The organism is Ruegeria sp. BHSC043, from assembly GCF_059612985.1.
Genome location: NZ_JBXWRS010000002.1, coordinates 232905 through 250996 on the forward strand (window position 1 = coordinate 232905; position 18092 = coordinate 250996).

Here is an 18092-nt window from a genome sequence, read left to right on the forward strand (position 1 = left end):
GCTGATTGTGTACAAGTTGCATTTTATCGGGCAAGAGCAGGGGCGACATCCTGGGTGTCGCGATTCGACCGAAGCGAAGGTTGGGGATGAAAGACGACACGAAAAGCCGCAAGGCGGCGCTGGCCGCGCATCTGAAGGCGGCGGTCATGACGCTGAAACTGCGCCCCGGCGATGACCTGGACGAGGCGCAGCTGTCCGAGGCGTTCGGCCTGTCGCGCACACCGCTGCGCGAAGTGTTCCGGCATCTGGCCGGGCTGGGCTATCTTGAACTGCGTGAAAACCGGGGCGCGCGGGTGTCCCAGATGTCTTATGCCACGCTGCGCGACTTCTTCCTGGTGGCGCCGATGATCTATGGCGCGGTGCTGCGGCTGGCGGCGCAGAACGCCACGGGCGACCAGATCGACCGGTTGAAGGCGGCGCAGGCGGCGTTTCGGGCAACCCTGCGGACGGGCTCGGCCGAAGATCGCGCGTTGGCCAACAACCAGTTCCATGAGATCACCGGTGAGATGGCGGCGAATGTCTACCTGCTGCCGTCGTTTCAGCGGCTGCTGATCGACCATGCGCGCATCGGCATGACCTTCTACAGCCCGGATCAGGCCGGGATGGGTGAAAGCCTCGATCTGGCCTGCGACCAGCATGACGCCATCATCTCCGCGATCGAGGCGCGCGACGAGGCGGCGGCGGGGCAGCTGGCGGCCGATCACTGGGCGCTGTCGCGCGACCAGATTGAGCTGTTCGTGACGCCCGCCGGTCTGGACCTGCCGCTGGGCTCGGTCGAGCGCGGATAAAAAAACGGCCGCCCTGAGGCGGCCGTCGTGTTTGGGGTCAGACGGGTTAGCCCAACTGCACCAGCGCGTGCCGTTTCTTGCCGGCGCTCAGTTTGATGGGCGAGGACAGGGCCGCCGCGTCGATCATCAGCCCCGCATCGGTCAGCGGTGCGTCGTCCAGACGGGCGCCGTTTTCGGAAATCAGGCGCTTGGCCTCCTTGCCCGATTTCGCCAGGCCAGACTTCACGATCAGCTGCACAACCGAGATGCCATCGCCCAGATCTTCGGCGGTCAGGGTCAGGGTGGGCAGGTCGCCGCCCACGCCGCCCTTTTCGAACACTTCGCGCGCGGTGGCCTCGGCCTTGGCCGCGGCCTCGGAACCGTGCAGCAGGGTCGTGACTTCGTTGGCCAGACGGATCTTGGCCTCGTTGATCTCGGACCCTTGCAGCGCGCCCATGCGGTCGCATTCGTCTACGGGAAGCTCGGTGAAGATCTTCAGGAAACGGCCCACGTCGGCGTCGGTGGTGTTGCGCCAGAACTGCCAGAACTCGTAAGGCGACAGCATGTCGCCGTTCAGCCAGATGGCGCCGCCCTGGCTTTTGCCCATCTTGCGCCCATCGCTGGTGGTCAGCAGGGGCGTGGTCAGGCCATAGATCTCGTGATCCAGCACGCGGCGGGTCAGGTCGATGCCGTTGACGATATTGCCCCACTGGTCCGATCCGCCCATCTGCAGGATGCAACCATATCGGCGGTTCAGTTCCAGAAAGTCATAGGCTTGCAGGATCATGTAGTTGAACTCGAGGAACGACAGGGATTGTTCCCGGTCCAGCCGCGATTTCACCGACTCAAAGGACAGCATCCGGTTGACCGAGAAATGCCGCCCGATGTCCCGCAGGAAATCGAGATAGTTCAGGTCGTCCAGCCATTCGGCATTGTTCAGCATCAGCGCGCCGGTGTCGCTGTCGTCATAGGACAGGTACTTGTCGAACACCTTCTGCATGCCGGCGATGTTGGCGTCGATCTGCTCGGGGCCCAGCAGGGGGCGTTCGTCCGAGCGGAAAGACGGATCGCCCACCTTGGTGGTGCCGCCGCCCATCAGGGTGATCGGCTTGTGCCCCAGCTTCTGGAACCAGCGCAGAACCATGATGTTCATCAGGTGCCCGACATGCAGGGACTGGGCGGTGGCGTCATACCCGATATAGGCTGTCTGCACCCCGCTTGTCAGAGCATCGTCAAGGCCCTGATAATCGGTGCAATCGGCCAGAAAGCCGCGCTCGATCATCGTGGCGATGAAATCCGATTTGGGGTGATACGTCATGTCTTGCCTCGGGGTTGAATTGCGGGGCACGTTATAGGCGGCGAACGAGGGAAGGAAAAGGCCATGAATAAGGCCCGAGGCAAAGTTGGGGCAGTGCGGGCACTGGGGGCCATGTCGGGTACCTCGCTCGATGGGGTCGACGCGGCGGTGGTGGAAACCGACGGGCGGCAGATCCTGCGGTTCGGCGACAGTGCCTACCGGCCCTACAGCGAGGACGAGCGCAAGCTGCTGCGCGCCGCGCTGGGAAAATGGAGCGGCCCCGAGGTGCACGCCGCCGAAGATCTGGTGACCCGCGCCCATGCCGAGCTGCTGTCGGAATTCGAGGACGTGGAGCTGATCGGCTTTCACGGCCAGACCCTTGCGCATGAGCCGCGCGGCAAGGGCACGTTGCAGGTGGGCGATGGCGAGGGGCTGGCGGTCGCGCTGGGTGTGCCCGTGGTCTGGGATTTCCGCAGCGATGACGTGGCCATGGGTGGCGAGGGCGCGCCGCTGGCGCCGTTCTTCCACTTTGCCTGCGCAAAATATGTCGGGGCGACGGCGCCCTTGTGCTTTCTGAACCTGGGCGGCGTCGGCAACCTGACCTATGTGGACCCGTCCTTTGACGGACCCGAGGCACCCGGTGCGTTGCTGGCCTTTGACACCGGCCCGGCCAATGCGCCGATCGACGATCTGGTGCAGGCGCGTCTGGGCCTGCCGATGGACCGCGACGGCGCGCTGGCCCGGCAGGGCACGGTCGAGACCGGAGCACTGGAGCTGTTTCTGGCCGAGCCCTATTTCAACCGTCTGCCGCCCAAATCGCTGGATCGCAACGATTTCGCCGAAATGATCGGTCTGGTAAAGGAATTGAGCGATGCTGACGCAGTCGCCACCCTGACGGGCATGAGCGCCGCCGGGGTGGTGCAGGGGATGGAGCATTGTCCCAAACCGCCCGCGCGGGTGCTGGTCACCGGCGGTGGGCGCAAGAACTCGGTTTTGATGGAGATGCTGCGCGTGGCGCTGGACTGCCCGGTCGATCCGGTCGAGGCCGTAGGTCTGGATGGCGACATGCTCGAGGCGCAGGCCTTTGCCTATCTGGCGGTGCGGGTGGCGCGGGGGATGCCGACCTCTTGTCCCGGCACCACCGGGGTCAAGGCGTTGGTCGGCGGGGGAACGGTCAGCCGGGTGTCGCAGGGCGCACCGCGCTGAAACGCGGCGAAAAATGATCCTGCCAAGGCACCCGAGCGTAATCGTAGCAGTAGTCACAACAACGCCGGAGATGAAGATGATCGGTTCCCTTGTGAAAAATGCGGTCGGTTGTGCTGTTGCGTTCATGCTCGCAGTGCCTGCCATGGCCGAAGTGCAGGTTGAGTTCGTCGAGGGAGCGCCAAAGGACCGTTTCGTTCTTCGCAATGCCAGCGATTGCAACCTGTCTGCTGCAACTGTGCGTCTGGATTTGTCTTCGTCACAGGGCGGGTTGATCTTTGATGTCACCGGCTCGAGGGCAGGGGTTGAAGTGTTTCAGCCTTTTGAGATTGTTGCGGGGTCCGAGTATCTGAACGGTTTGCCTCAGGTTCAGGACGGACAGTCGATGGTCGATCTGGACATCCGGGCCATGCCACCCGGTGCAGAAATCGCGTTTACGATCGACGTGGATGACACAGGTGGCGGACGCGAGATCACCGTGTCGGGGGCCGAGATTCAGGGCGCGACGGTCTCTCTGGAAGGCGCGAAGAACCCGCAGCGTGGTGTCTTTTCGTCGGCATCCCGCGCGGCTATACCGGTAGGGACCTGCTGAGCGGCGGTGAAACTGCAGATGGAACCGGCATGACCAAGACCCTGACACGTATCGCATTTCTGGTTCTGGTAATGGGTGGCGGCATACTGATCGGCACTCTGACAGGGCCGGGTGAGTGGTATGCGATTCTGAACAAACCGGTCTTCAACCCGCCGGGATGGGTATTCGGCCCGGTCTGGACGGTTCTTTACGTGTTGATCGCAATGGCAGGTTGGCGGCAGTTCGAACGCGACCGAAGTTCGCCCGCGATGCGCCTGTGGTGGGCGCAGTTGGGCCTGAACTTTCTGTGGTCGCCCACATTCTTCGTGCTGCATCAGCCGTGGCTGGCATTGTTAGTGATTCTTGCGCTTCTGGTGGTGATTGTGCTGTTCATCGCACGCGTCCGCCCGGTGGATCGCGTTTCGGCCTGGGCGTTCGTGCCCTATCTGGCATGGGTGGCATTCGCCACCATACTGAATCTATCGATCGCGGTCCTGAACTGACGCCGGCGGTGGTTAGAGCATCCACTCGACCGGCAGCCACCTGACGACGGCGGCAAGGCCGCGCTGGAACCGAGAGGTGTTCGGGTCAGTCTCAAAGGTCGTGGTCGTTCCGTCGTTGGTCTGCTGAATCCAGATCAGGCCGCCGTCATCGGCCATTTCGACGCGATAGGCGAATTCCGGCTTGTCCAGTTGCCGGGCCAGATCTGCTGCGACCGCGGGGCTCTCGATCAGCAGCCCCATCTCGGTGTTCAGCCGGGCCGAACGTGGATCCAGATTGTATGAGCCGATAAAGATCCGTTTGCCATCCGAGCCAAACACCTTTGCATGCAGGCCCGAGGCAGAGCCTGCAAGAATCTCGGGCAGGCTGCGTGCCTTATGCTCGGCGCGCAACGCGCGCAGCTCCAGCAACTGAACCCCGCTTGCCAGTAGGTCGTCGCGGTAGGCCATGTAAGCGGCATGAACCGGCATCACATCGGTCGCATCCATTGAGTTGGTCAAGACCCGGACTTTGACCCCAGACGACGCCAACCGTTCGAGCAACTCGGCCCCGCGGGGACCGGGAATGAAATAGGCCGAGACCAGATCGAGCGACGTCTCGGAGCTTTCGGCAAAGGCTATCAGACGCTCGACCATGAGGTTCTCGTCCTCCACCTGTCCAAGTCCCTTTGCCGGGTCATCGACAAAAAGTTCGATAGCGCTCCACTCGAACGGCAGATCGCGGTCGGCGATGCGGTCGGCCAGTTCATTGTCGCGGATCGCCTTTTGGTATCCGGCCCCGGCAGCGGTCTGACGCGCGGCCTCGGCCAATGCCTTCAGGCTTGGATCGGTCGCTGCAGGCAGGAACAACGCGGCATCATAGGCCGAGCCGCTGTTCCAGTAGGCATCGAACGACGCTGCAACCTCGTCCACGATAGGACCGATCGCGATGGTATCGACATCCAGATAGTGCGTTCCGGCCCCATAGTCGAAATAGATGTCGCCGATGTTTCGGCCCCCGACAATCGTGGCCACGCCGTCCACTGTCATGGATTTGTTATGCATGCGGCGGTTCAACCGGCCGAAATCGAACACATAGGATAGCAGCTTGGGGTTGCGCAGAGTGAACGGGTTGAAGATGCGCACATGGGCCGTGGGCATGGCATCCAGTTCCGCCAGAAGCGTGTCCAGCCCCGAGATGCCATTGTCATCGACCAGGAGGCGCACGCGCACGCCCCGTTCCGCCGCCGCACGCAATTCGTCCAGCAGCATCAGGCCGGTCACGTCATCCTGCCAGATATAGTATTGGGCATCGATGGACGAGACCGCCTCACGCGCGAGAATGGCGCGGGCGGCGAATGCGGTGTGCCCCTGACCGAGGGGGCGGACGCCATCCAGTCCGGGATTGCGCTGAATCGCCGGCTCGATGGCTTGGCCCAGCGGACCCGTCCAATCCGCGGGTTGGCTGTATGTCTGCTCCGAGAAATTGGTTTCGGGCAGCGGAAAGGCCAACCGCAGCCCAAACACGCCCAAGCCGAGGATCACGGCCACGGTCACCAAAGTCTTGATCAGCCGCATCGCGCCCTCATCTTTGCCCAATCATTCACAAGCGAACCTTGCCGCATTGGGCAGGGCAAGTTCAAGCGTGGTTCAGCAGGGGCCGGAGGTTTAGCCCCTGGGAATGTCGAACTCCGGAGGCGCCAATTCGAACCCGTCGAACTGGAAACCCGGTGAAACGGTACAGCTGACCAGCGTGTAGTCCCCGGTGCTGCGGGCGGCCTGCCAATGCCCGGCGGGTACGATGACCTGCGGGGCACCCTCGCTCAGGTCAGGAGATAGCATGTGATCGTTTGCCGGTCCGGTGTCGCTTTCGCTGATCGACAGGATCAGCGGCGCGCCGGCGTGAAACAGCCAGATCTCGGTCGCATCGACCCGGTGCCAGTGGCTGGCCTCGCCCTGTTTCAGCAAGAAATAGATGCAGGTCGCGGTCGGGCGGCCGGTGTTGTCCGCGCGCCAAGTCTCGGCATACCAACCGCCTTCGGGGTGGGGCTGCAACTGCAGGTGGTCGATGATCTGGTCGGCGGTCATGGCGGGCCTTTCACGGCGATGGGATTTGGTGCTGGCAATACTGCGCACAGATCATATGTTTGCGCCATGACCCTGACGATCCCCTTCGACAATTCCTATGCCCGGCTGCCCGGCGCCTTTTATGCGCGCCAGTCGCCTGAGCCCGTGCGCGCGCCGCGGCTGGTGGCTTTCAATGACGATCTGGCGCAGGTGCTGGGCATCTCGCCCGGTGACGCGCAGGACATGGCCCAGGTGTTTGCGGGCAATACCCTGCCGGACGGGGCCGAGCCGCTGGCGCAGCTGTATTCCGGCCACCAGTTCGGCAACTACAACCCACAGCTGGGCGACGGGCGCGCGGTGCTGCTGGGCGAGGTGGTGGGCACGGACGGGATCCGCCGCGACATTCAACTCAAGGGCTCGGGACGCACGCCGTTCTCGCGGCAGGGCGACGGGCGGGCCTGGCTGGGGCCGGTTCTGCGCGAATATGTCGTGTCCGAGGCGATGCACGCGCTGGGCATTCCCACCACGCGTGCCTTGGCGGCGGTGGAAACCGGCGAGGTCGTGCTGCGCGAGGGCCTGATGCCCGGCGCGGTGCTGACCCGCGTGGCGCAAAGCCATCTGCGGGTGGGTACGTTTCAGGTGTTCGCCGCACGCGGCCAGATCGCCGACCTGCAGCGGCTGACCGACTATGCCATCGCGCGCCACTACCCGGACGCCGTCGGGCCGATGGGCCTACTGCGCGCCGTGCGTGACGCGCAGGCCGCGCTGATCGCGCAATGGATGGCGGTGGGCTTCATCCACGGGGTGATGAACACCGACAACTGCGCCATCTCGGGCGAAACCATCGACTATGGCCCCTGCGCTTTTATGGACAGCTATCATCCGAGTACCGTCTACAGTTCGATCGACCGGATGGGGCGCTATGCCTATTCCAACCAGCCCGAGATCGCGGTGTGGAACCTTGCACAGCTGGCGACGGCGCTGATCCAGCAGATCGAGGACAAGCAGGCCGCCGTGGAAGAGGCGACCGAGATCGTACATGCCATGCCCGAATTGATGCAGCAGCACTGGCTGAGGCGGTTCCGGGCCAAGATCGGCCTGACCACCGAGGAGGACGGCGACCTTGCACTGATCTCGGACCTGCTGACGCGGATGGCGCAGAACCAGGCCGATTTCACCAATACCTTCCGCGCGCTGGGCAGCGATGCGGCACGGGACCAGTTTGCCGATCCGGCGGCTTTTGACAGCTGGGCCGAGGGGTGGCGCGCGCGGCTGACGCGCGAGGCTGACCCGGTTGCAGTGATGCACGCGGCGAACCCCGCCTTCATCCCGCGCAACCACCGGGTCGAGCAGATGATCGAGGCCGCCGTTCAGGGCGACTATGCCCTGTTTCACCGGCTGAACGCTGTGCTGGCCCAACCCTATGACGACCAGCCTGACGCCGCCGACCTGAGGCACCCGCCCACGCAGGACGAGGTGGTGCATGCCACCTTTTGCGGCACCTGAGCGGGTTTCGGCATCTGTGCTGAACTATCGGCTTGCGTCCGGGCGCGATCCTGCGAATCCTGACGGGGTACAACCGTAGAAAACCGATGACCACTTTGCCCAAGCTGCGCCTTGCCAGCTACAACATCCAGAAATGCGTCGGACTGGACCTGCGACGCCAGCCGCAGCGTATCCTGCAGGTGCTGGATCGGCTGAGCGCCGATATCGTGGTGCTGCAAGAGGCTGACAAACGCCTGCCGCCGCGCCCGGCGGCGCTGCCGCATTTCATGTTGGACGAGGCGGGGTGGAAGATCGTTGATCTGGGCGGTGCGGGCAGCCTCGGCTGGCATGGCAACGCCGTGATCTGGCGGGGCGACCACATTCAGGTGCGCCGCGCCGCGCATCACGATCTGCCGGGGCTCGAACCGCGCGGGGCGGTCCGGGTCGAGTTCGACACGCATATCGGCCCACTGCGGGTGATGGGGATGCATCTGGGGCTGTTCTCGGCGTGGCGCCGCCAGCAGATCATTCACTTGCGGCAGGACGGCCGCGCGCTGGACCGGATGCCCACCGTCTGGGCGGGGGATTTCAACGAATGGTCGCGCCAGCCGATCCTTGACCGTCTGGCTCCCGACATGCGGTTCCTGCCACCTGTGCCAAGCTTTCCCGCCGCGCAGCCTCTGGGTGCGCTGGACCGGATCGCGCTGGGCGGCGGGCTCGAGGCACTGGCCCACGGTGTGCACGGGGAGCGGCCCGCGCATATCGCCTCGGACCACCTGCCGGTCTGGGCCGATCTGCGCCTGGCCGGTTGAGTCGGCAAGGGTGCAAAACACGGTGGCGAAACCCGTGCGGACAGACTAAGACAGAGACCCGAACGGATTCTGAGGGGTGCCATGCCGGACACGATCATCGCGCGTTGCGAAGCCAAAGGCCTGCGCATGACCGGCCAGCGCCGGACCATCGCGACCGTTCTGGAACAAAGCGACGACCATCCGGATGTCGAGGAGCTTTACGCCCGCGCATCGGCGCTGGATGCGGGCATCTCGATCGCGACCGTCTATCGCACCGTCAAACTGTTCGAAGAGGCCGGAATTCTCGAGCGGCTGGAATTCGGCGACGGGCGCGCGCGCTATGAGGATGCCGAGCGCGACCACCACGATCACCTGATCGATATGAACTCGGGCGAGGTGATCGAGTTCGTGGACCCCGAAATCGAAGCTCTGCAGGAAAAGATTGCCGCCAAGTTGGGCTACCGCCTGAAAGGGCACCGGCTGGAATTATACGGCGTGCCGCTGGACAAGGACTGATCCGGCACCGACCCATCACGAAACGCGAACGGCCGGCTCAAATCAATTCATCATTCGTGGTCAGGTTGCGGGTTGCCAGACCGAGGCAATCGGGATTTCCTGCGCCGGTCGGGCAAGACGGGCCCGCCGGACGGAGACGCGCGCATGAACAACGTACAGGGCATTCTGCTGATCATCGGGGCGATGGCCGCCTTCACGCTTGAGGACATGTTTATCAAGCACCTGTCGACTTCCGTGCCGACCGGGCAGGTCATGCTGGTTCTGGGCCTGTTCTGCGGGCTGGCCTTTGCCCTGATGGCTGTGGTCACGCGCAAGCGGATTTTTGACCGGGCCGCCTGGCAGCCCTTGCCCCTGATCCGCGCGGGCACCGAGGCCGTCGGCGCGCTCAGCTTCGTGACCGCCTTGTCGCTGGTCGATCTGTCCACGGTCGCCGCCGTGTTCCAGGCAATGCCCTTGGCGGTGACTATGGGGGCCGCGCTGTTTCTGGGCGAACACGTTGGCTGGCGGCGGTGGAGCGCGATCGGTGTCGGATTCGCCGGGGTGCTGATGGTCATCCGCCCGGGTCTGGACGGGTTCCGCCCCGAGGCTCTGTTCGTGGTGGCGACGGTGATCGCCATCGCTGCGCGCGATCTGATCACCCGGCGGCTGGACGCGCGGGTGGCCTCGGCCGTGGTGGCGTTGCAGGCCTATGCGGCGGTGGCGCTGGCGGGGGGCGTTCTGATGCTGATGGCGGGCCAGCCGTTGGTGCCGCTTCAGGCCGAGCAGGTCGGCCCCTATATCGGCGCGGTGGGCTTTGGCGTGCTGGGCTATTTCGGCATCGTCACGGCGATGCGTGTGGGCGAGGCCTCGGCCCTGACCCCGTTCCGCTATACGCGTCTGCTGTTCTCGATCCTGGCCGGGATGTGGATGTTCGGCGAACGACCGGACCTGATGACCATGATCGGCGCGTCGCTGATCATCGGGTCGGGCATGTACACGTTCATCCGCGAACGGCGCATTGCGCGGGCCATGGCTCCGGCGGTCTGCTGACCTGTTGGCGCAAACACGCTGCTGTTGGCGCTAAAGGCCGGAAAATATGCGTGTTAGCGATAACGGACCCGGTTTACTTTTCCCCGCGTGCTGGTATGAGGCATGCAACCGAACGCATTTTCAGGGACCGGTATCATGAGCACCATCATCGACATCCACGCACGCGAAATCCTGGACAGCCGGGGCAACCCCACCGTCGAGGTGGACGTGGTTCTGGAAGACGGCACCATGGGCCGGGCAGCCGTGCCCTCAGGCGCGTCGACCGGCGCCTATGAGGCGGTTGAGAAGCGCGATGGCGACAAGTCCAGGTACATGGGCAAGGGCGTGCTCGAAGCCGTGGCCGCCGTGAATGGCGAGATCGCCGAAGAATTGGTGGGCTTTGACGCGACCGAGCAGGTGGCGATCGACGCTGCGATGATCGAGCTGGACGGCACCCCCAACAAGGGCCGTCTGGGCGCGAACGCCATTCTGGGCGTCTCGTTGGCCGTGGCCAAGGCGGCGGCGGACTTCACCACCCAGCCGCTCTATCGCTATGTGGGTGGCACCTCGGCGCGGGTTCTGCCGGTGCCGATGATGAACATCATCAATGGCGGCGAACACGCCGACAACCCGATCGACATCCAGGAATTCATGATCATGCCCGTGGCCGCCAGCAACATCCGCGAGGCGGTGCGCATGGGTTCGGAAGTGTTCCACACCCTGAAAAAGGAACTGTCGGCGGCCGGGCTGGCCACCGGTGTCGGCGACGAGGGCGGATTTGCCCCGAACATCGCTTCGACCCGCGAAGCGCTGGATTTCATCCTCAAGTCGATCGAGAAGGCGGGCTACAAGCCGGGGGACGAGATCTATCTGGCGCTCGATTGCGCGGCCACCGAGTATTACAAGGATGGCAAATACGTCCTGTCGGGCGAGGGCAAGACTCTGAGCAGCGACGAGAACGTGGCCTATCTGGCTGCGTTGGTGAACGACTATCCGATCATCTCGATCGAGGACGGTATGTCCGAGGATGACTGGGACGGCTGGAAGGCGCTGACCGACGAGTTGGGCGGCAAGGTGCAGCTGGTGGGTGACGACCTGTTCGTGACCAACCCCGCGCGTCTGGCTGAGGGGATCGAGAAGGGCTGCGCCAACTCGATGCTGGTCAAGGTGAACCAGATCGGTTCGCTGACCGAAACGCTGCGCGCCGTGGATATGGCCCACCGCGCCCGCTATACCAACGTGATGTCACACCGCTCGGGCGAGACCGAGGACGCCACCATCGCCGATCTGGCCGTGGCGACCAACTGCGGTCAGATCAAGACCGGCTCGCTGGCGCGGTCGGACCGGCTGGCCAAGTACAACCAGCTGATCCGCATCGAGGAAACGCTGGGCGAGGTCGCGGAATACGCGGGGCGTTCGATCCTTCGCAAGTAAGCCACAAGCTGCTAGTCTGATCCCCGACATTGGCCGGGGGTCCCTAATGCTCAGCATCATTGAACCTAAAACGCCGGACCAGTTTGATGCTGTCCGGCGTTTGTGTTGGGACTATCACGCCTTTCTACTGACACTGGACGAACGGTCGCGGCAGGTCGTCAACACGTTCTATCCGCCCGAGAAATATGCCTCCGTTCTGGCGGCCATCGAGGTCGAGCATATGCCGCCCAACGGTGGGACCCGGCTGGCGATGCTGGATGGGCAGGCGGTGGGCTGCGGGATGTTCCAGACAATCGGGCCGGGTATCGCTGAGATCAAGCGCGTATTCGTGACCGAGGCTGCTCGGGGTACTGGCGCGGGGTGTGCGATCATGCAGGAACTGATTGCCCAGTGCCGCAAGGACGGGTTCGAGATGATCCGGATGGACACCGGAAAACCGCTGAAGGCGGCGACTCGGCTGTACCTGTCCTTGGGGTTCAAGCTACGCGATGCCTATTCCGACATTCCCGAAATCGCCCGAGGGCAATTGTTGTTCTTTGAAATGTCGCTGCGGGGCGATACCGCCGAAGCCTAAGGAATTGCAGTGGAATTGCCCAAAACCTCAGTTTTGGAGGGTCGGAATTGCGAAAAAAGCAAACATAAATGTGATTATGTGTGAACTTTTACCTACGCGCACCGCAGCGACGGGCGTAGTCTGACGGTACAGCAGAAAGGAGAACGTGATGTCTGCTTCAAGAATCCTTCTCGTGATTTCGATGCTTTCCGTCGGTGTTCTGGCGGCCTGTGCGGGGCCTGGCACCTACCCGATCACCGGCGAACCGGTGTCGCAGAATGATCCGGTGCAAGAGATGTACTATAGCCCCAGCCTGATCTTCCGCGGTGAGTCGCGCTAGAGCGTCTTGCTCATCAGCATGTAGCGGTCGCGCGGTTTGAAGCCGGTTCGAAGGTACAGTTTCTGCGCGGCCTCGTTGGTTCGATCCACCTCAAGGTGCAGGGCCGTCAGGCCGGCCCCGGCCAGTGCCTTGGGCAGGGCTTGAAGAACTTCGGTAGCGATGCCGCGGCCGCGAATGGCGGGGCGGATGTAGATTTCGTCCACGAACCCGTCCATGCCCCCGAACTCGACCGACCAGCCGAAGGTCAGGATGACATAGCCCAGCGGTGCGCGCGCGGGGCCGATCAGGTAGATGCAGCCGTGCGGGATGCCCTCGAGCAGCGGCGCAAGGGCCGCGCGGCGCTGGTCGGGGTCCTGTTCGATCCCTGCCTCGGCGTGAAAGGCGGCGACCAGACCCATCAGCCGATCAAGGTCGTCGGGGCGGGCAAGGCGCAGGGCGGCGCTCATAGCCGGGCCAGCCGTTCGGTGAGCAGGGCAAAGAACCCGTCGGCGTCCAGATCGCCGATGAACAGCGCGTTGGGCTTTCGGTCGGTGACGCCCCACCAGTCGGCGACGGTCATGCCAAGGGTGAGGTCCGACTGGGTTTCGATCTCGACGTTGACGTGTCGGCCCGAGAAGAGCTCGGGGCGGATCAGATAGGCGGTCACGCAGGGATCGTGCAGGGGCGCGCCCTCGCTTCCGTACTTCTCCTTGTCGAAACGTTCGAAGAAATCAGTCATCTCGGCCACCGCGATGCCGACCTTGGTGCCAAGGGCGCGGAAGGCGTCGTTGCGCTGTTTGGTGACCAGCGCTTTGTGCGTGACATCCAGCGGCATGACCACGATATCGACGCCGGATTTGAACACGATGTCAGCGGCTTCGGGATCGACGTAGATGTTAAATTCGGCCGCCGGGGTGATGTTGCCGACCTCGAAATAGGCACCACCCATCAGCACGATCTGCTGCACCCGCTCGATGATGTCGGGGGCTTTCTGAAAGGCCGTGGCGATGTTGGTCAGCGGCCCCAGCGGGCAGAGGGTGACGGTGCCGGGCGGGTGGCGGCGCAGGGTGTGGATGATGAAATCGACCGCGTTGCCCTGGGCCAGTTCCATCTTGGGGTCGGGCAGGTCGGGGCCGTCGAGGCCGGTCTTGCCGTGCACATGCTCGGCGGTGACCAGCTTGCGTTTCAAAGGCACGTCGCAGCCCGCATAGACCGGCACGTCGGTTCGGTCCGCCAGTTCGCAGACGATGCGGGCGTTCCTGGCGGTCAGCTCCAGCGGCACGTTGCCCGCGACGGCGGTAATGCCCAGCACCTCGATCTCTTCAGGGCTGGCTAAGGCCAGCAGGATGGCGACGGCGTCGTCCTGTCCGGGGTCGGTGTCGATGATGATTTTGCGGGCGGTCATGGGGTCTCCGGGGGGATGGTGAGGGCGGACACTGGCAAGCGCGGCTGGGCTTGTCCAGCGGTTTCAGGCGTCGCTTGCGGCCTTGACCGGCGGGAGTTTTCCGTTCGCGCGGTGCTCTTCGGCCTTCACCTCGTCCCACAGGGCGTCCATCTCCTCGAGCGTGCTCTGTTCGGGCGTCTTGCCGCGTTCGGCGAGGCGTTCCTCGATCTTGTTGAAGCGCCGGGTGAACTTGGCGTTGGTGCGGCGAAGGGCGGCCTCGGGCTCGACGCCCAGATGGCGGCCGAGATTGACGATCACGAAGAGCAGGTCGCCGAATTCGTCCTCGAGCGCGTCGGCGTCCATCTGGTCGCGCGCCTCTGCCAGTTCGGCGGCTTCTTCGGTGATCTTGTCCAGCACATGGCCCGCATGGGGCCAGTCGAAGCCCACCCGCGCGGCGCGTTTCTGCAGCTTGTAGGCGCGCAGCAGGGCGGGCAGGTTGGCGGCGACGCCGTCCAGCGCGCCCTTTTGTTCCTTTCCGGCGCGCTCGGCGGCCTTGATCGCCTCCCAGTCGCGGGTCTGCTGTTCGGCGGACTTGTCGCGGGATTCGTCGCCGAAGACATGCGGGTGGCGGGCCACCATCTTGTCGGACATGGTACGCACCACGTCCTGAAAGGTGAAATGCCCGGCCTCTTCGGCCATCTGGGCGTGAAAGACCGACTGGAACAGCAGGTCGCCCAGCTCGCCCCTGAGCTCGTCCCAGGCCTGGCGTTCGATGGCGTCGGCGACCTCATAGGCCTCTTCGATCGTGTAGGGGGCGATGGTGGCGAAATCCTGCTCGATATCCCACGGGCAGCCGGTGTCCGGGTCGCGCAGGCGGCGCATGATCTCCAGCAGCCGCTCGATTCCGGCGTCGGTATCGTGGATCAGTGGATTTTCAACCATTGCGAAGCCCCTTGTTCCGGTGTCAGATGCATCCATCCCGCAGCTTGGATCAGGAGTCCACCCCCGATGCCCGTCGTCAACCGCATTGCCGATTACGCCGCCGACATGGCCGAATGGCGCCAGCACCTGCACACGATCCCGGAACTGGAATTCGATTGCCACCAGACCGCCGCCTTCGTGGCCGAGCGGCTGCGCGAGTTCGGCGTGGACGAGTTGCACGAAGGGATCGCGCAGACAGGGATCGTGGCGATCATCAACGGGCAGGGCGATGGCCCCACGATCGGGTTGCGCGCCGACATGGATGCGCTGCCGATCGAGGAGCAGACCGGGGTGGCATATGCCTCGAAGAATCCCGGCAAGATGCATGCCTGCGGGCATGACGGGCACACCACAATGCTGCTGGGCGCGGCGCGGTACCTAGCCGAGACGCGGAATTTCCGGGGCCGCGTGGCTTTGCTGTTCCAACCCGCCGAAGAAGAGGGAGGCGGCGCCGATATCATGGTCAAAGAGGGCGTGATGGACCGGTTCGACATCGCCGAGGTCTATGCGCTGCACAATGCGCCGGGCTTTGCCGAGGGCGCATTCTATACCACGCCCGGGCCGATCATGGCGGCGGTCGATACGTTCGACATCCACATTCAGGGCGTGGGTGGCCACGGTGCCATGCCACACGACACGCGCGACCCGGTCATGGCCGCCTGCGGAATCGCGCAGGCAATCCAGACCATCGTCAGCCGCAACCACTATGCGCTGGACGATCTGGTGATCTCGGTCACCCAGATCCACACCGGGACCGTGAACAACGTGATCCCCGACACCGCCTATCTGAACGGCACCGTCCGGACCTTCGATCCGGCGGTGCAGAAGATGGTGATGACCCGTCTTGAAGAAATCGTGCAGGGGCAGGCGGCATCCTATGGGGTCACGGCGACGCTGGATTACGTCGTGGGCTATCCGGCCACGGTCAACGATGCGGACAAGACCGGTTTCGCCGCCGAGGTGGCGCGCGAAGTGGCAGGCGCCGATCGGGTGATCGCAAATTCGGGCCGCGAGATGGGGGCCGAGGATTTCTCGTACATGCTGCAGGAGCGCCCGGGCGCCTATCTGTTCCTGGGGCAGGGCGACGGGCCGGGGCTGCATCACCCCAAGTACAATTTCAACGACGAGATCGCACCGGTGGGTGCCTCGTTTTTTGCGCGCATCGTCGAAAAGGCGCAGCCGTTGACCTGACGGTCCGGTCGATATCAGGGAGGATACGGGCCAAAATGGCATTGGAAGACGCGAAAAATCAGGTCGATGAGGCCTTTACCAACCCCGACCTGAAGGGGTTGAGCTATGAAAACACCTTTGGCGGGGCCACGTCCTTTCTGCGGCGGCTGTACACCAAGGATCTGACCGGCGCCGATATCGCAGTGACCGGCGTGCCGTTCGATCAGGCGGTGACCAACCGCCCCGGCACCCGTCTGGGCCCGCGCGCGATCCGCGAGGCCAGCGCCCTGCAATCGCCCGATGCGCCCTATGGTTGGCCTTTCGATGCGCTCAGCGAGCTGGCGATCATCGACTATGGCGACATGGCCTATGACTATGCCAACATTCCCGCCTTTCCCAACACGTTGACCGACCATATCCGCACCATTCTGGCGGCGGATGTGGCCTCGGTCACGCTGGGGGGCGACCACTATATCAGTTTTCCGATCCTCAAGGCCTATGCCGAGAAATACGGTCCGATGTCGCTGTTGCAGTTCGACGCCCATACCGACACCTGGGCCGATGACGACATGAGCCGGGTGGACCACGGCACCATGTTCTACAAGGCGGTGAAGTCAGGGATCGTGGACCCGAAACGCTCGGTCCAGGTGGGGATCCGCACCACCAACGAGGACACGCTGGGCGTCAACATCATCGACGCGCGCGAGGTCTATGAATCTGGCCCTGCCGCCGTGGCGCAGAAGATCAAGGGTATCCTGGGCGACAGCCCGGTCTATCTGAGCTTTGACATCGACGGATTGGACCCGGCCTTTGCCCCTGGCACCGGCACGCCGGTCTGGGGTGGGCTAAGTTCGATCCAGGCGCAGATCATCCTGCGCGACATCGCCGGGATCAACATCAAGGGGGGCGACGTGGTCGAGGTGTCTCCGCCGTTTGACACGTCCGGCGCCACAGCGATCGCGGGGGCGCATGTGGCGACCCAGATCGTGTGCCTGCTGGGATGGAACAAACTGGCGAAAGACGGGCGGCTTTAACCATTGGTTAGCCATGGTTTTGCTATGGCCGGTATCAGGTGAACCAACGGGACAGGGGGCGCAGACGCCATGAGCCAATTCAACCAACCCATCAGCGGCAATGATCTGGCGCGGTTTTCCGGGCCCAACACCTTCATGCGGTTGCCTGCGGCCGATAGACTGGCGGGGTTGGACGTGGCTGTGCTGGGCGTGCCGATGGATATTGGAACCTCGTGGCGGTCGGGCACCCGGTTCGGCCCCAAGCAGATCCGCGCCGAAAGCGCGATGATCCGGCCCTACAACATGGCCACGCTGGCCGCGCCTTTCGACAGCCTCCAGATCGCCGATATCGGAGATCTGGCGATCAACACATTCTCGCTGGCCGACAGCCTGCGGATTATCAAGGCAAGCTATGACGCGATCCTGGCGCAGGGGGTGACCCCGGTGGCGATGGGGGGCGATCATTCGATCACTCTGCCGATCCTGCGGGCCGTTGCCGCCAAACACGACCCCGTTGCTCTGGTGCATGTGGACGCCCATGCCGACATCAATGACGAGATGTTCGGCGAGCGCGAGACCCACGGAACGGTAGTCCGCCGCGCGTATGAAGAGGGGCTGATCGTGCCCGACAAGACCTTTCAGGTCGGCATTCGGGGGTCGGGCTATGCGGCCAGCGATTTCACCGAGGCGCGCGACTGGGGGTTCCGCCAGTTTCCTGCGTGGGAGTTGTGGCAACAGAATCTGACCGAGATCGGTGCGCAGATCCGCAAGACGGTGGGCGATCACCCGGTCTACATCTCGTTCGACATCGACAGCCTGGATCCGGCCTACGCCCCCGGCACCGGCACGCCCGAGATCGGCGGCCTGACCACGCCGCAGGCGCTGCAGCTGATCCACGCGCTGGGGGGCATGAACGTGGTTGGCTGCGACCTGGTCGAGGTCTCTCCGCCCTATGATCCGTCGGGCAACACCGCGCTGACGGCGGCAAACCTGCTGTTCGAGCTGCTGTGTATCCTGCCCGGCGTGACGTCACGGTAGGCAGGGCCGGCAGGTC

The 18092-nt window shown here is 63.9% G+C and carries 20 protein-coding genes; 14 read left to right on the forward strand and 6 right to left on the reverse strand.

Features of this window, described 5'->3' with window-relative positions:
• Positions 1-86: 86 nt before the first annotated feature.
• A complete protein-coding gene (locus tag AC2FMM_RS06205; protein WP_496796078.1) occupies positions 87-788 on the forward strand; it encodes a GntR family transcriptional regulator in 702 nt (233 codons plus the stop codon).
• Positions 789-834: 46 nt separating this feature from the next.
• Here AC2FMM_RS06205 and tyrS read toward each other — a convergent pair whose 3' ends face one another.
• On the reverse strand, positions 835-2085 hold the full coding sequence (gene tyrS, locus AC2FMM_RS06210) for a tyrosine--tRNA ligase (protein ID WP_496682290.1): 1251 nt from the start codon (positions 2083-2085) through the stop codon (positions 835-837).
• Between the two features lie 63 nt (positions 2086-2148).
• On the opposite strand from tyrS, the gene AC2FMM_RS06215 reads away from it, so the two are divergent.
• The 3 genes from AC2FMM_RS06215 (at position 2149) to AC2FMM_RS06225 (ending at position 4341) form a co-directional block, all read left to right on the forward strand.
• Positions 2149-3270 carry an anhydro-N-acetylmuramic acid kinase gene (locus AC2FMM_RS06215; RefSeq protein WP_496796079.1) on the forward strand — a complete coding sequence of 374 codons (1122 nt, stop codon included), beginning with the start codon at positions 2149-2151 and terminating at the stop codon, positions 3268-3270.
• A gap of 76 nt (positions 3271-3346) precedes the next feature.
• Positions 3347-3859: an aggregation factor core gene (locus tag AC2FMM_RS06220; RefSeq protein WP_496796080.1), complete on the forward strand. Its 513-nt coding sequence runs from the start codon at positions 3347-3349 to the stop codon at positions 3857-3859.
• 29 nt (positions 3860-3888) lie between these two features.
• A complete protein-coding gene (locus tag AC2FMM_RS06225; protein WP_496796081.1) occupies positions 3889-4341 on the forward strand; it encodes a TspO/MBR family protein in 453 nt (150 codons plus the stop codon).
• Between the two features lie 12 nt (positions 4342-4353).
• On the opposite strand, the gene AC2FMM_RS06230 is transcribed toward AC2FMM_RS06225, so the two are convergent.
• Both AC2FMM_RS06230 and AC2FMM_RS06235 read right to left on the reverse strand, forming a co-directional pair.
• The gene (locus tag AC2FMM_RS06230) at positions 4354-5895 is read right to left on the reverse strand and encodes a phospholipase D family protein (RefSeq protein WP_496796082.1); all 1542 of its coding nucleotides are present in this window, start codon (positions 5893-5895) and stop codon (positions 4354-4356) included.
• 90 nt (positions 5896-5985) lie between these two features.
• The gene (locus AC2FMM_RS06235) at positions 5986-6405 is read right to left on the reverse strand and encodes a cupin domain-containing protein (protein ID WP_496740697.1); all 420 of its coding nucleotides are present in this window, start codon (positions 6403-6405) and stop codon (positions 5986-5988) included.
• Positions 6406-6471: 66 nt separating this feature from the next.
• Here AC2FMM_RS06235 and AC2FMM_RS06240 point away from each other — a divergent pair, with 66 nt between their 5' ends.
• From AC2FMM_RS06240 to AC2FMM_RS06270, 7 genes are all read left to right on the forward strand, one after another.
• Positions 6472-7890: a protein adenylyltransferase SelO gene (locus AC2FMM_RS06240; protein ID WP_496796083.1), complete on the forward strand. Its 1419-nt coding sequence runs from the start codon at positions 6472-6474 to the stop codon at positions 7888-7890.
• 86 nt (positions 7891-7976) lie between these two features.
• Positions 7977-8681, forward strand: a complete 705-nt coding sequence (locus AC2FMM_RS06245; RefSeq protein WP_496682305.1) for an endonuclease/exonuclease/phosphatase family protein — start codon at positions 7977-7979, stop codon at positions 8679-8681.
• An 81-nt stretch (positions 8682-8762) separates the two neighbouring features.
• Entirely contained in the window at positions 8763-9176 is a 414-nt protein-coding gene (locus tag AC2FMM_RS06250) for a Fur family transcriptional regulator (protein WP_005982689.1), read from the forward strand.
• Positions 9177-9320: 144 nt separating this feature from the next.
• Positions 9321-10205, forward strand: a complete 885-nt coding sequence (locus AC2FMM_RS06255; protein WP_496711812.1) for a DMT family transporter — start codon at positions 9321-9323, stop codon at positions 10203-10205.
• Positions 10206-10340: 135 nt separating this feature from the next.
• Entirely contained in the window at positions 10341-11618 is a 1278-nt protein-coding gene (gene eno, locus AC2FMM_RS06260) for a phosphopyruvate hydratase (protein ID WP_496682309.1), read from the forward strand.
• Between the two features lie 46 nt (positions 11619-11664).
• Positions 11665-12192, forward strand: coding sequence for a GNAT family N-acetyltransferase (locus AC2FMM_RS06265; RefSeq protein WP_496740689.1), 528 nt, complete (start codon positions 11665-11667; stop codon positions 12190-12192).
• A 148-nt stretch (positions 12193-12340) separates the two neighbouring features.
• Positions 12341-12511, forward strand: a complete 171-nt coding sequence (locus AC2FMM_RS06270) for a hypothetical protein (RefSeq protein ID WP_490361548.1) — start codon at positions 12341-12343, stop codon at positions 12509-12511.
• Here AC2FMM_RS06270 and AC2FMM_RS06275 read toward each other — a convergent pair.
• The 3 genes from AC2FMM_RS06275 to mazG all read right to left on the reverse strand — a co-directional run bounded on the left by AC2FMM_RS06275 (position 12508) and on the right by mazG (position 14816).
• On the reverse strand, positions 12508-12957 hold the full coding sequence (locus tag AC2FMM_RS06275) for a GNAT family N-acetyltransferase (RefSeq protein ID WP_496682311.1): 450 nt from the start codon (positions 12955-12957) through the stop codon (positions 12508-12510). The two genes, AC2FMM_RS06270 and AC2FMM_RS06275, sit on opposite strands and share 4 nt — an antisense overlap.
• Positions 12954-13895, reverse strand: coding sequence for a nucleoside hydrolase (locus AC2FMM_RS06280; protein ID WP_496796084.1), 942 nt, complete (start codon positions 13893-13895; stop codon positions 12954-12956). The genes AC2FMM_RS06275 and AC2FMM_RS06280 overlap by 4 nt, the downstream gene beginning before the upstream one ends.
• 63 nt (positions 13896-13958) lie before the next feature.
• Entirely contained in the window at positions 13959-14816 is an 858-nt protein-coding gene (gene mazG / locus AC2FMM_RS06285; RefSeq protein ID WP_496796085.1) for a nucleoside triphosphate pyrophosphohydrolase, read from the reverse strand.
• A 66-nt stretch (positions 14817-14882) separates the two neighbouring features.
• Here mazG and AC2FMM_RS06290 point away from each other — a divergent pair, with 66 nt between their 5' ends.
• From AC2FMM_RS06290 to speB (AC2FMM_RS06300), 3 genes are all read left to right on the forward strand, one after another.
• Positions 14883-16046 carry a M20 aminoacylase family protein gene (locus tag AC2FMM_RS06290; protein WP_496682317.1) on the forward strand — a complete coding sequence of 388 codons (1164 nt, stop codon included), beginning with the start codon at positions 14883-14885 and terminating at the stop codon, positions 16044-16046.
• A gap of 35 nt (positions 16047-16081) precedes the next feature.
• Entirely contained in the window at positions 16082-17059 is a 978-nt protein-coding gene (gene speB, locus AC2FMM_RS06295) for an agmatinase (RefSeq protein WP_496682319.1), read from the forward strand.
• Positions 17060-17128: 69 nt separating this feature from the next.
• Positions 17129-18076, forward strand: coding sequence for an agmatinase (gene speB, locus AC2FMM_RS06300; protein ID WP_496796086.1), 948 nt, complete (start codon positions 17129-17131; stop codon positions 18074-18076).
• Positions 18077-18092 lie beyond the last annotated feature (16 nt).

Bases quoted from the DNA above. Each gene is read 5' to 3' on its own strand.
- AC2FMM_RS06230 (WP_496796082.1), bottom strand. From the start codon at position 5,895: ATGCGGCTGATCAAGACTTTGGTGACCGTGGCCGTGATCCTCGGCTTG.
- AC2FMM_RS06240 (WP_496796083.1), top strand. From the start codon at position 6,472: ATGACCCTGACGATCCCCTTCGACAATTCCTATGCCCGGCTGCCCGGC.
- AC2FMM_RS06215 (WP_496796079.1), top strand. From the start codon at position 2,149: ATGAATAAGGCCCGAGGCAAAGTTGGGGCAGTGCGGGCACTGGGGGCC.
- AC2FMM_RS06250 (WP_005982689.1), top strand. From the start codon at position 8,763: ATGCCGGACACGATCATCGCGCGTTGCGAAGCCAAAGGCCTGCGCATG.
- AC2FMM_RS06270 (WP_490361548.1), top strand. From the start codon at position 12,341: ATGTCTGCTTCAAGAATCCTTCTCGTGATTTCGATGCTTTCCGTCGGT.
- speB (WP_496682319.1), top strand. From the start codon at position 16,082: ATGGCATTGGAAGACGCGAAAAATCAGGTCGATGAGGCCTTTACCAAC.
- AC2FMM_RS06290 (WP_496682317.1), top strand. From the start codon at position 14,883: ATGCCCGTCGTCAACCGCATTGCCGATTACGCCGCCGACATGGCCGAA.
- eno (WP_496682309.1), top strand. From the start codon at position 10,341: ATGAGCACCATCATCGACATCCACGCACGCGAAATCCTGGACAGCCGG.
- AC2FMM_RS06245 (WP_496682305.1), top strand. From the start codon at position 7,977: ATGACCACTTTGCCCAAGCTGCGCCTTGCCAGCTACAACATCCAGAAA.
- AC2FMM_RS06225 (WP_496796081.1), top strand. From the start codon at position 3,889: ATGACCAAGACCCTGACACGTATCGCATTTCTGGTTCTGGTAATGGGT.
- AC2FMM_RS06265 (WP_496740689.1), top strand. From the start codon at position 11,665: ATGCTCAGCATCATTGAACCTAAAACGCCGGACCAGTTTGATGCTGTC.
- tyrS (WP_496682290.1), bottom strand. From the start codon at position 2,085: ATGACGTATCACCCCAAATCGGATTTCATCGCCACGATGATCGAGCGC.
- AC2FMM_RS06280 (WP_496796084.1), bottom strand. From the start codon at position 13,895: ATGACCGCCCGCAAAATCATCATCGACACCGACCCCGGACAGGACGAC.
- AC2FMM_RS06220 (WP_496796080.1), top strand. From the start codon at position 3,347: ATGATCGGTTCCCTTGTGAAAAATGCGGTCGGTTGTGCTGTTGCGTTC.
- AC2FMM_RS06275 (WP_496682311.1), bottom strand. From the start codon at position 12,957: ATGAGCGCCGCCCTGCGCCTTGCCCGCCCCGACGACCTTGATCGGCTG.
- speB (WP_496796086.1), top strand. From the start codon at position 17,129: ATGAGCCAATTCAACCAACCCATCAGCGGCAATGATCTGGCGCGGTTT.
- AC2FMM_RS06235 (WP_496740697.1), bottom strand. From the start codon at position 6,405: ATGACCGCCGACCAGATCATCGACCACCTGCAGTTGCAGCCCCACCCC.
- AC2FMM_RS06255 (WP_496711812.1), top strand. From the start codon at position 9,321: ATGAACAACGTACAGGGCATTCTGCTGATCATCGGGGCGATGGCCGCC.
- mazG (WP_496796085.1), bottom strand. From the start codon at position 14,816: ATGGTTGAAAATCCACTGATCCACGATACCGACGCCGGAATCGAGCGG.
- AC2FMM_RS06205 (WP_496796078.1), top strand. From the start codon at position 87: ATGAAAGACGACACGAAAAGCCGCAAGGCGGCGCTGGCCGCGCATCTG.